Here is a 13629-nt window from a genome sequence, read left to right as displayed (position 1 = left end):
AATGCATCGATTAATAACCTGCGGCTGTATCGTCACCTCTATGGTCGGCTCCGCCTTCCAAAGTGCCGTTGTCAAGGACTAAAATAGCGTCAACCCGCGCAGAGATTGGAGGCGCCGTTTCATTGATAGGATAGCCTTGTCCTTTGAGTTGGTTCTTAAGTGTTTCAGGAAATAAATTCACCTCCATTCTAATTTCATCTGGCAACCATTGGTGGTGAAAACGCGGGGCATCTACAGCTTCCTGCATGCCCATCCCAAATTCTTCAACATTTAAAATGGTTTGCAACACCGAAGTAATGATGGTGGAGCCTCCTGGTGTGCCCAACACCATAAATAGTTTTCCGTTTTTTTCTATAATGGTTGGAGTCATGGCACTTAACATTCGTTTTTGTGGTGATATGCTGTTGGCTTCGGCACCCAAGAGACCATAGCTGTTGGGAACTCCCGGCTTGCTGCTAAAATCGTCCATTTCATTGTTTAGGAAAAATCCAAGTTCATCCACATACAGTTTGGAGCCATATGCCCCGTTAAGGGTAGTGGTGACCGATACCGCATTTCCAAAAGCATCCACAATAGAATAATGAGTGGTTTCATTACTACCAAAACCGACAATACTTCCATAGGAAAGCGCTTCAGATTTGGTGGGAGTTTCAAAAGAAAAATTGGCCATTCGTTCTTTTAAATAGTCAGTATCCAAAAGCGTTTCGGTTGGAATATCCACAAAATCGGGGTCTCCTAAATAGAAGCTTCTATCGGCATAGGCTCGTCGTTCGGCTTCTACCAAAACTTGAATGGTTTTTAGGGAATTATGTCCATATGACTTTAGATCGAAAGGCTCAACCATTTTCAAGATCTGTCCTAAACAAATACCACCGCTGGATGGAGGAGACATGGAAGTAATCTGTAAATCTTTATACTGAAATGTAATGGGATCACGCCACTTGGCTTCGTATAGCGCTAAATCTTCCATGGTGATGATGCCTCCCTTTTCCTGAATAAAGTTTACTAAATGTTGAGCTGTTTGGCCTTCGTAGAATTCTTTTTTGCCATTTTGGGCAATGCGTTCCAAAGTGTTGGCGATGGAGATATTTTTAATGGTATCTCCAGCTTTAATAGACGATGAAAACAAGATGTCTTTTCCGTTTACAGCTTTAAAAATACTGTCGTAGGTATCGAAGCGTTCTTCTTGGTATTTGGTAACCTTAAACCCTTTCTTTGCTAGTTCAATTACAGGGACTAAAATGTCTTTCACAGGAAGTGAACCAAATTTTTCATGAGCGGCGAATAGTCCTGCAATAGTACCAGGTACTCCAACAGCAAAAGGGCCAACCGTACTTTTGTTGGGAATAACATTTCCTAAGGAATCCAAGTACATATCGCTAGAGGCTGCTAAGGGGGCCTTTTCCCGAAAATCCAAAGCACCAGTTTCTCCATTGTTCAATCGGTAGACCATAAACCCGCCACCACCTAAATTTCCTGCATAGGGAAAGGTAACCGCCAAAGCCATTTCGGTGGCCATCATAGCGTCGAAGGCATTACCGCCTTTCTTCAGAATGTCTACACCAATTTTGGAAGCTTCCTCTCTTGCGGAGACCACCATGGCATTTTCGGTAATCAGTCCATTGGGGGGATTTTTGGAAGCTTTAGTGCAGGAAAATATAAAAATACTAAGGAGTAAGTAGGGCAAAAGTTGTTTCATGGAGAAGGATAGTATTGTTGTTGCAATTGATGGAGCTTGTTGTTGGAAAAAGCCCTAAGTTCCTCAAAGAACTCGGTGAATTCAGTTTCAAATTCAGTGTAATATAGTTTCAGTTCGTAGGTGGCCGTATGCATTCCGGATTTATGGTTGGTACGTCTGTTCATACCGTTCAAAACCCTTTGTATCCCTTCAATTTTGGCATAGCTCAATAACCAGTTGTCAGCAATCATATAGGGCGTCAAGTGTTTTATCCTAGAGGTGAGCAATTCTCCATTGTTGGAAAGGCTGTCATAAAAAGCATCTACAAAAACGCTCAAAGGTGTGTCAGAATAGCGTGTCCAATTTCGGGCCAAAAAATGATCATAAAGAATATCCACAATCACACTGCTGTAGTGACTATAATTAGGGTGCAAGCGTTTGGTGCTCTGTCTCACAATGGGGTGCGAGTCTGTAAAGGTGTCGATTTCGCGGTGCAGTAAAATACCTATTTGAATGTCTGTAGGGAAACTTTTGTATTGGGAACCTTTAATGCCATCGGCCATAAAATTACCAATTCGGACAAGTTCGTCGTCTCCAGAAAGATAGATGTGTGCGAGAAAATTCATTAGGGTAATTTACAAATTAGAAGCGATACTTTGCCGATAGTTTTAAGAATTTGAATTGTTATCTTTGCTGAAATCAAGAATACAAACATATGACACTTATAAAATCAATTTCAGGAATTCGTGGTACTATCGGCGGTGCAGTTGGTGATAATTTAACACCGATTGACGCTGTGAAATTTGCTTCGGCTTATGGTACTTGGCTCAAACAACAACGTCAAAAGGATCAGCATACTGTGGTGGTTGGAAGAGATGCCAGAATTTCGGGAGACATGATTCAAAATTTGGTGATGAACACTTTGGTAGGGCTTGGGATCCATGTGGTGGATTTAGGCTTGTCAACCACCCCAACGGTGGAGGTAGCAGTGCCTTTGGAACATGCCGATGGAGGAATCATCCTTACGGCGAGTCATAACCCAAAACAATGGAATGCCCTGAAGTTATTGAACGCCAAAGGTGAATTTTTGAGTGGAGCCGAAGGTGCCAAAATATTAGAAATTGCCGAACAGGACAGTATGACTTTTGCCGATGTAGATAGCCTTGGGTATATCACTAAAAACGATGCCTATATCGACATGCATATCGATGAAGTTTTGAAATTGAATTTAGTGAATGCCAATGCCATTAAGGCAGCTAAATTTAAAGTGGTTGTAGATGGTGTAAATTCAACGGGAGGAATAGCAGTTCCTTTATTGTTGGAGCGTTTGGGCGTGGAAACCGTAAAATTGTATTGTGAGCCTAATGGGCATTTCCCGCACAACCCAGAACCACTGAAAGAACATTTAACCGATCTTTCCGAAGTCGTGGTAAAAGAACATGCCGATTTGGGTATTGTTGTAGATCCAGATGTAGACCGTTTGGCCTTTATGGATGAGCGAGGCGAGATGTTTGGGGAGGAATATACCCTTGTGGCCTGTGCCGATTATGTGTTGGGGAAAACACCTGGGAATACCGTAAGCAATATGAGTTCTACCCGAGCTTTGAATGATGTCACCAAACAACACGGTGGGACTTATGAGGCCAGTGCTGTTGGGGAAGTGAACGTTGTGGAATTGATGAAGCAAAACAATGCTATTATTGGAGGTGAAGGTAATGGCGGCATCATTTATCCTGAACTGCATTATGGGAGAGATGCTTTGGTGGGGATTGCTTTGTTCTTGAGTTTGTTGGCAGAAAAGAAACTGTCGGTTAGCGCTTTGAGAGCCTCTTATCCAAACTACTTTATGAGCAAAAAGAAAATAGAGTTGACACCAGATTTGGACGTGGACGCTATTTTGAAAACCATGGCAGAAACGTATTCCAATGAAAAAATCACCACTATTGATGGTGTAAAGATCGACTTTGCCAACTCATGGGTACATTTAAGAAAGAGTAACACGGAGCCTATCATTAGAATCTATACGGAAGCGCCTTCACAAGAGGAAGCCGATACTGTAGCCGATAGATTTATTGCTGAAATCAAGGCAATTGCAAATAGCTAAAAGCTGATGCTTATAAAAATAAAAAGAGCTCCAATTTGGAGCTCTTTTTATTTTTAGGATTGATATTCCTCAGGGACACTGTCTCGGTGTTTCCAACGCTTATGTGTCCACAAGTAGTATTCTGGAGCTTCTTCGATTTGTGCCTCTACTAACTTGAAATAATGGTCGGTAATATCGTAATTGTCATATTCTTTTGGGTTTAGGGTAATGGTTTCAAAAGTGGTTTGGTAATACCCACGCTTGAGACGTTTCACCTTGAAGAAAACAACAGCGAGATCTAAACGTTTGGCCAGCATTTCGGCTCCTGTGTGCATAGGGACTTTTATCCCCATAAATTCTCCCCAATGAAAGGCTTTGCTAGGTTTTGGTGTTTGATCGGAAACAAAACCGCAGATAATTTGTTGTTTGTTAGATTTTGCTTTCAATAATACAGGAATGGTTTGCTTGGTAGTAATGAGATAGCTGTTGTATTTTGCTCTAATTTCTTTGACCAATTTGTCAAAATATTTGTTTTCCAAACGTTTGTAAACGGCATATCCCTTGACATCACAATAGGTTTGCAATACAAAAATCCATTCCCAACTTCCGTAATGGGCACACATTAAAGCAATACTTTTTCCATCGTCCACTGTATTTTGTATTAGGTCCACATTGGTAAAGGTGAAGCGTTTTCTCATTTCTTCCTCAGTAATCGACATGGATTTTAGCGCTTCTACAATCATATCACATAAATGATGGTAAAACTTCTTGGTAATGGTGTTGATTTCCTCTTTGGACTTATTGGGGAATACCAAATTGAGGTTTTCCTTCACTACTTTTTTGCGGTAGCCCACAACGTAGTATAGCAGAACGAAAATACAGTCGGAGAGGGCGTAAAGGAGTCTAAAAGGAAGTTTGGAAATGAACCAGATAATTGGGTAAACCAAAATGTAGACAAGAAATTGCATTTTTTAGTATTAGATTTGCAGGAGCAAATATATGCTATAATATAAATATACCTCTTGAGTTTATGGATTTAAGTTTAGTGACCATCGTTATCATTGCAGCCAATGTAATTGTTTCTTATAAAGGTTTTGGCGATTACGGCTTTTTTGAACGCTATAAATTTAATGTAGGAGGAATCAAGAGGGGAGAGCAAATCAGGATGTTCAGTTCTGGGTTTTTGCATGTGGATACTGCCCACTTACTGTTTAACATGCTTACCCTTTACTTTTTTGCTGATGTGGTAATTAGCTATCTGGGAAACCTTCATTTTATCATTATTTATATCAGTAGTTTGATTTTGGGAAGCTTGTTTTCCCTGTTTTTTCACAAGGATGAATATTATTACAGCGCTGTAGGAGCTAGTGGAGCGGTAACCGGTATTTTGTATTCTGCCATTTTGTTGAATCCGGGAATGAGTCTGTATATGTTTTTTATTCCCATTCCAATTCCAGCCTATCTTTTTGGGATTGGGTATTTACTGTATTCCATCTACGGAATGAAAAATAAGGTGGGTAATATTGGTCACGATGCGCATTTTGGTGGTGCAGTTGGAGGCTATCTGGTAACGCTTATTTTGGCGCCTTATTTATTGCAGACCAATTTATCCATGGTATTGCTTTTGGCAGTCCCAATTATTATTTTGTATGTCATGCACAAAACAGGAAAGTTATAAAACAAAAAAGTCTTCAATATTGAAGACTTTTTTGTTTGTATATGTTTGATGAAAGAACTTAATCCAAAAGCTCTGCAATTTTAGCTTCCAAAGCTGGACCTCTCAAGTTTTTGGCTACGATAATTCCGTTTTCATCCAAAATATAGGTTGATGGAATCGATCTGATGTTGTATTGCTGTGCCACCGGGTCCTGGAAATACTTTAGGTTAGAGACATGGTTCCAAGTTAAATTGTCGGCTTCAATCGCTTGTAACCAACGGTCTTTTTGGCCTTCTTTATCCAAAGATACGCCAATAATTTCCAGACCTTTGTCATGATATTTTTCATAAACCTTTACCACATTTGGGTTTTCTCTACGACAAGGACCACACCAAGATGCCCAAAAATCGATAATGGTGGCTTTACCTCTTAGGTCTTTTAAAGCAACCACATTACCATTGGTATCCGGAGCTGAAAATTCAGGAGCTGGTTTTCCTATTTCCAAATAAGCAGTTTTAGCAGCCTCTTGTTCTTTTTGTTTGATTTTTCCACCAACAACTACACCATATTCCGAGTTTTTGATGTCGGCATCCAAGGCATTGTAGGCTTCGGTAAGTTTGGCCAAATCACTGTCTCTTCCTTGAATCAAGGATTCAATTAATAATAAAGAGAAGAAGGAAGGTTCTCCTGATTTTAGGAAATCGTATGGGTACGTCTGCATTCTCGTAGTAAGCTCCGAAAGGTCTTTTCTGGCCTTTGCAATGGCTGCAGTATCTTTAGCCTGACTGGCTTTTCTGAAATCGGAAGTGATATTTTGACGCTCCATAGACATGGTTTTCATTGCCTCGTTGTAATCAGAAAATATTTCGTTGGAGTGACTTCCGGTTACTTTGGAAGCATGCAGGCTGTCCTTGTAAACAGTAGCTTCAAAGAGGGCATTCTCCATTAAAATAGGTTTTAAACCATTTACATTATCAATGGAAAGGAACCATAATTTTGGAGAGGCAATAGAACCTTCAAATTTAAATTTTCCATCCATTACCACGGCTGTGTCCTGAGCTACGGGTCTTCCGCGGTCGTCCATGGTATTTAGGTAAACTCTAATGCCATTGGTAATACCGTCAGCGGTTCCATCAATTACATAGCCATCGTGTTTCTCAGGCGATTTACATGCCGTAATAAGTAGGGAAAGAGATAATACACTAAGTATTTTTTTCATTGTTATTTATGTTTTTGAGTTGCACAAATATAGGAAGTCTGCCTTTAGAAAGTCAACCCTTTTATGGCGAAACCCTAAAGAAATGGTGCTCAATTGGGCAGAAACAGCAATTTTGCAATACATTTGCTTAAAAATTATCCATCATGTCTCATAATGATACTATAGTGGCTTTGGCAACGCCTTCGGGCAGTGGCGCCATTGCGGTGATTCGTTTATCTGGGCCAGAGGCCATTAATATTGCTTCGGGCGTGTTTCGCTCTGTTTCTGGAAAGGAATTATCCAAACAACGTACCCATACGGTTCATCTTGGTCATATTGTGGACAATGAAAAAGTGGTGGATGAAGCTTTGGTGACCATTTTTAAAAATCCAAATTCCTATACGGGTGAAGATGTGATTGAAGTGTCCTGTCATGGAAGTGTCTACATTCAGCAGGAAATCATTCAATTACTGTTACGACGTGGTTGTAGAATGGCCAATGCGGGGGAGTTTACCCTTAGGGCATTTTTAAATGGTAAACTCGATTTAAGCCAAGCTGAAGCCGTAGCCGATTTAATAGCCAGTGACAACGAAGCGTCGCATCAAGTGGCCATGCAGCAGATGCGTGGTGGTTTTTCTTCGGAAATTGCTAAACTTCGTGAAGAACTGTTGAATTTTGCCTCTTTGATTGAATTGGAACTGGATTTTTCGGAAGAAGATGTAGAGTTTGCGGATAGAAGTCAGTTTAAGGAATTGGTGGAGCGCATTGTGTTTGTATTGAAACGACTAATCGATTCCTTTGCCGTTGGAAATGTGATCAAAAATGGGATTCCTGTAGCGATTGTAGGGGAGCCCAACGTTGGAAAGTCAACTTTGTTGAATGCGCTTTTGAATGAAGAACGCGCCATTGTAAGCGACATTGCTGGGACTACCAGAGACACTATTGAAGATGAAATTTCTATTGGCGGGATTGGTTTTAGGTTTATTGACACAGCTGGAATTCGAGATACGAAAGATGTGGTGGAAAGTATTGGGATTAAAAAGACCTTTGAAAAAATAGAGCAGGCTCAAGTGGTGATTTATTTGTTTGACAGTACACAATACCAAGAGCAAAGTGACAAGTTTAAGGTGGAACTTGAAAAAATCAAAAACAAATATCCACAAAAACCGTTGATTATTTTAGCCAATAAGGTGGATAAAATAGATGCCGAACAACAGGCCAAAATGAGAGCGGAAATTCCTGAAATACAAATGCTGTCAGCCAAAACAGGAGAAGGGGTAGAGGATTTGACCAAAAACCTTCTCGATTTGATCAATACAGGAGCGTTGCGAAATAACGAAACCATCGTTACCAATTCACGCCACTACGACGCCTTGTTAAAAGCTTTTGAGGAAATCCAAAAGGTGAAATACGGCTTGGAAACTGGTTTGTCAGGTGATTTATTAGCCATTGATATACGCCAGGCCTTATATCATTTTGGAGAAATAACAGGACAAGTCACCAATGATGAGTTGTTGGGTAATATTTTTGCTAATTTCTGTATCGGAAAATAATGGTCAAAAACAAAACAAAGTAAAACAAACAAAACCCTTATATAATAAGGGTTTTTTATTTTGGGTGGTTTGTGTTTTTTTGTTTTAACCTATATTTTCTTACTTTTTTTGTACCTCAATTGTACCTTATTTTGATTTTTTTTATATGTTTGAAAAAAAAGATGTCGCATGTCGCATATAAATGGACCTCATAGAGCTTTGTAGAATTTTATGGAGCTTTATAGAATGGAATTGAATCAAAAATTTTCTTGAAATGCAAATAACAAAACGATGTACATATTGCGGAAAACAATTTCAAGCCAAAACCACAAAAACCCAATATTGTAGTCATTCCTGTAATAGAAAGGATTATAAATATGAATCAAAGAAAAATAGGCTTAAAGAAGTTGTTGGTTCTGGAGTTGAAATATCTATTAGCTATAAAGATCAACTTGAAATTGTTTCATTGAAAGACTATTTGTCAATTGAAGACTGCTCATTGTTGTTAAACGTTAGTATTTCAACCATAAAAAGGCTTATAAAAATGGATGAATTAGCAAGTTTTAATATACTGAGCCGAGTAATGATAAGAAGGGTAGACTTAGAAGAGTATTGTTACAACGAGCTTCAAAAACCTAAATGCAAGGGAGCCGTTGTTGAAAGTGGGAAAGATAAATCGATAAGCTTCAATAAGGTGCATTATTATAGTATGGGGGAGGTCACAGAATTTTATTGTCTTTCACGAAGGTCAGTTGAAAGGCATATTAAAAAGAATAACATTAATAAAATCAAAAAGGGAAGATTTACTTACGTATTGAAATCTGATATCAAAAAGCTCTTTGGAGTTCCTAATAAATAAAGAAATGGCAAATGTTACGTTAAGGCAAAAGAAAATAGCCAATGGGAAATTAAGTTTGTATTTGGATTATTATCCTCCAGTTGTAAATCCTCAAACAGGAAAGCCAACAAGAAGAGAATTTTTGAAATTACAGATTTATGAAAAGCCTTCTAATGATTTAGAAAGAGCTCATAATGTTGAAACTATTGATTTTGCAGAATTAATTAGATCTAAAAGGTTAATTCAGATCAGGAATAAGGAATATGGTTTCAAGGAAAATGTGAATTTAGATGTTAGTTTTATAGCTTTTTATGAAACTATTGTAGAAGAGTATTATAATAAAGGAAGTCTTAATAATTATAATATATGGAATGCCTCTAAAACCTATTTTACAGCCTTTGTAGGAGATAAACTGACAACGAGTCAATTGTCAATTCATCATGTCAAAAAGTATAGGGAATTTCTCTTGAAAACGAAAAATTTAAGAACTAATAAGGGAAATTTGAAAAGGAATACGGCATCGTCTTATTACAAAAAATTCATTCATGTTTTGAAAGAAGCCTATAAACAGAATTTAATAGAAAGAGACCTTTCTGTTCATGCAGATTATATTAAAGAAGAAGAAACACATAGGGAATACCTAACAGAAGAGGAAATTTCTAAATTATGGAATACCCCTATAAAGATTGAAAGGGTGAAGGATATGGCTGTTTTTTCTGCTCTTACAGGGCTTCGATTTATAGATATTAAAAACTTAACTTGGGATATGTTGTATGAGGATAAACATCAAGGTACTTATGTGAAATTAAGGGAGCAGAAAACAGGAAATGTGAACAATCATCCAATTTCAAATACTGCTTTCAGCATTTTAAAGAAGCAAGCCAAAACTTCAGATTTTATTTTTGATAACATTAAATATTCTCAAGTAGTTAGACCTTTAAAGGAATGGGTTGAGAAATCAGAAATAAACAAAAAAATATCGTTCCATAATTTTAGACATAGCTATGCTACTTTGCAGTTAGCAAATGGAACGGATATTTATACCGTATCAAAATTGTTGGGACATAAAAATGTTTCAACAACTCAAATTTACACTAAAGTAATGGACAAAAGTAAGGTGGAGGCAGCGAATAGAATTAATTTGGATTTAGATGGATTACTATAAAATTTACAGGCGTTTTTACAGGATAGGCTTTGAAATTACCAAATCATTTGTGATGGATGAGATGAAAAAGGCAAAAATAAAAGGACGGCCTTTTACTACAGCACATAATAGAATATGTAAAAATTTAAGGAGCTATCTTGAAACAGAATATGCTTTAAATTTAATCAATCGATTTAAGGAGCCGTACAATTTATTTCAAGATAGATATACTTATTATGATGGAGAGGAGGCAGATGTTGTGGATAAAATATTGAATGATGAAATTTTGGATAGTTATCATGCTATTAATGAATCAGGTTACAATCGTTTTGTTGCTAATTTGGCTTTGGAAACTGTTCTTAGGAATTCATTAATCCATTATAAATCTTATAAGGATTATTATGAACTGATTTATGCCCTTGGTAAATATGAATTTTTCTTTTTTGAAAACTTTGAAAATTTTTCCTTTAGAAGTTCATATTTCTATAAAGAAATGATGGATCAACTGTATCCTGAAAACAAGGACAATTCCATAGGAGGAAATAATGAGCTTGAAAGTGAAGTGAATAAAGAAATAGAACAAAATGAACTTAAGCATAGCCAAGAGCATGAAGAAACCTTGGGTAAACTTGATCAATTTAATGATAATGAGCGTTTTTTAGTAATTCATATTATTCAGAAAATATTAGATAGGGATATCAAGGATACAGATGTTCAATTTCCTACTATCAGTGCTACTTCTTTTATAAAATTAATGAGGATTGTTGGTGGATTTGATGATTTAAAAATATTCTATCAGGAAGCAAATAACAACACTGCATATAGCAAAGTGAAAAAAGGATTGGAATATTATTCTTCTGATAAAAGTAAACAAAAACTTATTGATTCTACAATGTCTAAATTGAAGGATTTTGATTTTGGAGTTATTATGGATGAACTTGAAGAAATCAAAACAGAATTGTTATCAAATAAAAATATATATAAACGTTGAACATGTTTGTTTAAACAAACTTTGCGGTTGTTTTCTTTTATTTATTAAAATTATCTCTTCGTAACTTTTTGATTTTCATTATTTAAAATTTTTCTAAGACATTCCTAACCTTAAGAGAGCCGCTTGAAATGGCTTTAAAAAGGTTATAGATTGCGGCAAATTTTAAAACCAAAACAAATGAAAAATCAAGTTTTTATGCTTGACGAGGATGGAATAAATTACCTCGTTGAGCAAATTGCGGAGAAGCTAAAATTAGTTTCTTCAACCTCTTCAAATGTCGATGAAGAGGAGTTGCTTACCGTTAATGAAGCTGCAAAGCTTATCAAATTATCAAAATCTACAATTTATGGATTAGTTCACAAAAATGAAATCCCTTATTGTAAAAAGGGAAAAAGGCTGTATTTCCAGAAATCAGAATTGATAGATTGGATAAGGGAGGGTAGGAGAACCCCAAAAGAAGAGTTAAACAATAGAGTAAATGAATATTTACTAAAAAGAAAGGTAGCGTAAGGATGACGAATTTAATTACTAAAAATTATAACGGCTTTATAATGCTATGGAGATCTATTACAGAATGGGAATGGTACACAGATGTAAATGTGTTCAAAGTTTTTGTTCATTGTTTATTGAAAGTAAATTATAGCAGTAAGAGGTGGCAGGGTATCTTGATTAATAAAGGAGAGTTCATTACATCTTACGAAAAACTTGCTGTTGAAACAGGATTATCAATTAGTAAGGTTAGAACTGCTTTGAAGAAATTGAAAGGTACTGGTACCATCGAAGTAGAATCATCTTCTTATACCAAAATTAGAATTATAAATTTTAACGATTTTATAGCTGAAGTGGAAGGGGGAAATGACATATCGAATAGCATACAAAATAGCATGGAAAATGACAGAGGGTTAGCAAGTGATTCGCACAGCTTTCGCAAGCAATTAGCAACAACGAATACTAAAGATAATTTAATAATAAATAGAAAAAAAAGATTTAGAGAAGAGGTTTATGCACTCTATCAGTTTAAGAATGAAACTTTAAGTGCTTTTTATAATTATTGGAGTGAATTAAATGACGATAAGTCTAAAATGCGTTTTGAAGAGCAAAGATTTTTTGAAATTGAAAAGCGTTTGAATAAATGGGTGGCTAATGAAAAGAAATCTCCTAAAAAGGTTAAGTCGAATTTAATAACCAATAGATAGTATATGGAAGGATATCGTGAAAATATGTCGCAATCTGTTGCTAATTTATTAGAAGGTTATAGAGTTAAAAGCAAAGAAATAGGCAAGGAGGCGATACCTATTGAAGGCTTACCTGAAAATAAGAGTAAATATCTAAAATGGCTTTGGAATAGACTGCTTGAACAATTCAAAAAAAATACTGATGAGAAACTCATTCAAGATAAACTGACTATTCCAAATTTAAAAACCCTGCTGTTTTATTTTGTTAAGGATAATCGTTTTTTTAGATGTGAAAGGTTACGGAGTGATTTGTCTAAACCTTCATTTTCTAAAGGCTTGTTTATTGTTGGAGGATTTGGCATTGGTAAAACCGAATACATGAAGGCTTTGAGTGATATCTTTAAGAAGAATGTTTTTTTAGAGTGTAAAGAAAGTAGGTTTAAAATTTATAACGCCCATGAAATTGTTGATATGTATGAGTCTTGTCAAACTCCATTTGAAAAGAAGGAGTTTAAGTTGGAGATGATGAGGGGTGTGATTCTTATCGATGATTTTGGAGCCGAACGAGTAGCAAGTAATTATGGGCATGTTGAACTATTGGTAGAGATTTTAGAGAAGCGGTATGCTTTAGGTAAAAGAACCTATGTTACATGTAATTATTTAGGGAATACAAACGATTTAGAAAGCACTCTTATGGAATTTGGTGAAAGATATGGTGGAAGAATGTATGATAGGTTTTTTAAAATGTTCAATTTCATTGAATTTAAAGGCAAGAGTATGAGGAAGTGAAAAGGTTAAATTTAACCTTATTTAATGTTTAAGATTAAAAAAAGATACAAAAATGAGTAAAATAAAAATATGTAAATACTGTAAGGAGCCTTTTCATTCAAGAAGGAGTAATCATGTCTATTGTAGTCAAAGTTGCAAAACCAAGGCCTGTTACAAAAGAAATAATTATAAATACATTTCAGGTCATTACCAAAATGATCAAGCAGAAATTAAAGAAGAGGAAGATTCAATTTTAGCAGATAAATTGAGTAGTCAGGTTAATGAATTTGAGGAGAGAATGAAGTCGCTTTTAGAAGAATATAGTAAAAGAGGGATGAATGCTACAGATATTAAAAATTCAGCTATGGGAACTTTGGCTGCAGATGCCATTACTTTTTTTGGTAAGAAGTTTGTAGCTCCTGATTCTCTTCCCGCAACTAAAGGTGACATTAACCTTTTAGTAAATGAATTAAACAAGCTTAAAAACACGTTTGAAGTAGCAAAGAAGTTTCAAGCTCCACCAGTCAAACCAAAATTTGATGATTTGATTATCTAAACAATTTAA

The 13629-nt window shown here is 36.2% G+C and carries 14 protein-coding genes; 10 read left to right on the top strand and 4 right to left on the bottom strand.

All coding sequences use genetic code 11. The features are described 5' to 3' along the window. Positions 1-10: 10 nt before the first annotated feature. Together ggt and BKM32_RS14485 are read right to left on the bottom strand one after the other, a co-directional pair. A complete protein-coding gene (gene ggt / locus BKM32_RS14490; RefSeq protein ID WP_076664616.1) occupies positions 11-1699 on the bottom strand; it encodes a gamma-glutamyltransferase in 1689 nt (562 codons plus the stop codon). Continuing rightward, positions 1696-2304 (bottom strand): ACP phosphodiesterase, encoded by a 609-nt coding sequence (locus tag BKM32_RS14485; protein ID WP_076664613.1) that lies wholly within the window; start codon positions 2302-2304, stop codon positions 1696-1698. Before BKM32_RS14485 ends, ggt begins: the two co-directional genes overlap by 4 nt. Before the next feature lie 89 nt (positions 2305-2393). Between BKM32_RS14485 and glmM the strand changes: the two genes are divergently transcribed. Then, positions 2394-3782, top strand: coding sequence for a phosphoglucosamine mutase (gene glmM / locus BKM32_RS14480; RefSeq protein WP_076664611.1), 1389 nt, complete (start codon positions 2394-2396; stop codon positions 3780-3782). A gap of 53 nt (positions 3783-3835) precedes the next feature. Here the strand turns inward: glmM and BKM32_RS14475 are convergent, their stop codons facing one another. Further along, positions 3836-4729 (bottom strand): lysophospholipid acyltransferase family protein, encoded by an 894-nt coding sequence (locus BKM32_RS14475; RefSeq protein WP_076664609.1) that lies wholly within the window; start codon positions 4727-4729, stop codon positions 3836-3838. 62 nt (positions 4730-4791) lie between these two features. Between BKM32_RS14475 and BKM32_RS14470 the strand changes: the two genes are divergently transcribed. After that, complete coding sequence (locus BKM32_RS14470) at positions 4792-5439, top strand: rhomboid family intramembrane serine protease (RefSeq protein WP_053977156.1); 648 nt, start codon at positions 4792-4794, stop codon at positions 5437-5439. 58 nt (positions 5440-5497) lie between these two features. Here BKM32_RS14470 and BKM32_RS14465 read toward each other — a convergent pair whose 3' ends face one another. Further along, positions 5498-6637: a TlpA disulfide reductase family protein gene (locus tag BKM32_RS14465; RefSeq protein ID WP_076664607.1), complete on the bottom strand. Its 1140-nt coding sequence runs from the start codon at positions 6635-6637 to the stop codon at positions 5498-5500. Between the two features lie 143 nt (positions 6638-6780). Here BKM32_RS14465 and mnmE point away from each other — a divergent pair, with 143 nt between their 5' ends. The 8 genes from mnmE to BKM32_RS14425 all read left to right on the top strand — a co-directional run bounded on the left by mnmE (position 6781) and on the right by BKM32_RS14425 (position 13620). Continuing rightward, the gene (gene mnmE / locus BKM32_RS14460; RefSeq protein WP_076664605.1) at positions 6781-8169 is read left to right on the top strand and encodes a tRNA uridine-5-carboxymethylaminomethyl(34) synthesis GTPase MnmE; all 1389 of its coding nucleotides are present in this window, start codon (positions 6781-6783) and stop codon (positions 8167-8169) included. Positions 8170-8422: 253 nt separating this feature from the next. Then, entirely contained in the window at positions 8423-9007 is a 585-nt protein-coding gene (locus BKM32_RS14455) for a helix-turn-helix domain-containing protein (protein ID WP_076664602.1), read from the top strand. 4 nt (positions 9008-9011) lie between these two features. Beyond that, positions 9012-10151 (top strand): site-specific integrase, encoded by a 1140-nt coding sequence (locus BKM32_RS14450; protein ID WP_076664600.1) that lies wholly within the window; start codon positions 9012-9014, stop codon positions 10149-10151. Beyond that, the gene (locus BKM32_RS14445; RefSeq protein WP_076664598.1) at positions 10138-11121 is read left to right on the top strand and encodes a hypothetical protein; all 984 of its coding nucleotides are present in this window, start codon (positions 10138-10140) and stop codon (positions 11119-11121) included. The genes BKM32_RS14450 and BKM32_RS14445 overlap by 14 nt, the downstream gene beginning before the upstream one ends. 177 nt (positions 11122-11298) lie before the next feature. Then, a complete protein-coding gene (locus BKM32_RS14440) occupies positions 11299-11631 on the top strand; it encodes a helix-turn-helix domain-containing protein (RefSeq protein ID WP_076664596.1) in 333 nt (110 codons plus the stop codon). 2 nt (positions 11632-11633) lie between these two features. Continuing rightward, positions 11634-12317: a hypothetical protein gene (locus BKM32_RS14435; RefSeq protein ID WP_076664595.1), complete on the top strand. Its 684-nt coding sequence runs from the start codon at positions 11634-11636 to the stop codon at positions 12315-12317. Between the two features lie 3 nt (positions 12318-12320). After that, entirely contained in the window at positions 12321-13085 is a 765-nt protein-coding gene (locus BKM32_RS14430) for a hypothetical protein (RefSeq protein WP_076664593.1), read from the top strand. Between the two features lie 52 nt (positions 13086-13137). Next, a complete protein-coding gene (locus BKM32_RS14425; RefSeq protein ID WP_076664591.1) occupies positions 13138-13620 on the top strand; it encodes a hypothetical protein in 483 nt (160 codons plus the stop codon). Positions 13621-13629: the final 9 nt, after the last annotated feature.

The organism is Mangrovimonas sp. DI 80 (genome assembly GCF_001975575.1).
GTDB lineage: Bacteria > Bacteroidota > Bacteroidia > Flavobacteriales > Flavobacteriaceae > Mangrovimonas_A > Mangrovimonas_A xylaniphaga.
Note: the sequence above shows the minus strand (reverse complement) of the source record. Positions and strands in the feature narration are given on the sequence as shown.

What these genes read in the sequence shown, in the direction of transcription:
- BKM32_RS14450 (WP_076664600.1), top strand. Translation starts at nt 9,012, where the DNA reads ATGGCAAATGTTACGTTAAGGCAAAAGAAAATAGCCAATGGGAAATTA.
- BKM32_RS14445 (WP_076664598.1), top strand. Translation starts at nt 10,138, where the DNA reads ATGGATTACTATAAAATTTACAGGCGTTTTTACAGGATAGGCTTTGAA.
- BKM32_RS14465 (WP_076664607.1), bottom strand. Translation starts at nt 6,637, where the DNA reads ATGAAAAAAATACTTAGTGTATTATCTCTTTCCCTACTTATTACGGCA.
- BKM32_RS14430 (WP_076664593.1), top strand. Translation starts at nt 12,321, where the DNA reads ATGGAAGGATATCGTGAAAATATGTCGCAATCTGTTGCTAATTTATTA.
- BKM32_RS14440 (WP_076664596.1), top strand. Translation starts at nt 11,299, where the DNA reads ATGAAAAATCAAGTTTTTATGCTTGACGAGGATGGAATAAATTACCTC.
- BKM32_RS14435 (WP_076664595.1), top strand. Translation starts at nt 11,634, where the DNA reads ATGACGAATTTAATTACTAAAAATTATAACGGCTTTATAATGCTATGG.
- BKM32_RS14475 (WP_076664609.1), bottom strand. Translation starts at nt 4,729, where the DNA reads ATGCAATTTCTTGTCTACATTTTGGTTTACCCAATTATCTGGTTCATT.
- BKM32_RS14470 (WP_053977156.1), top strand. Translation starts at nt 4,792, where the DNA reads ATGGATTTAAGTTTAGTGACCATCGTTATCATTGCAGCCAATGTAATT.
- glmM (WP_076664611.1), top strand. Translation starts at nt 2,394, where the DNA reads ATGACACTTATAAAATCAATTTCAGGAATTCGTGGTACTATCGGCGGT.
- ggt (WP_076664616.1), bottom strand. Translation starts at nt 1,699, where the DNA reads ATGAAACAACTTTTGCCCTACTTACTCCTTAGTATTTTTATATTTTCC.
- BKM32_RS14485 (WP_076664613.1), bottom strand. Translation starts at nt 2,304, where the DNA reads ATGAATTTTCTCGCACACATCTATCTTTCTGGAGACGACGAACTTGTC.
- BKM32_RS14425 (WP_076664591.1), top strand. Translation starts at nt 13,138, where the DNA reads ATGAGTAAAATAAAAATATGTAAATACTGTAAGGAGCCTTTTCATTCA.
- BKM32_RS14455 (WP_076664602.1), top strand. Translation starts at nt 8,423, where the DNA reads ATGCAAATAACAAAACGATGTACATATTGCGGAAAACAATTTCAAGCC.
- mnmE (WP_076664605.1), top strand. Translation starts at nt 6,781, where the DNA reads ATGTCTCATAATGATACTATAGTGGCTTTGGCAACGCCTTCGGGCAGT.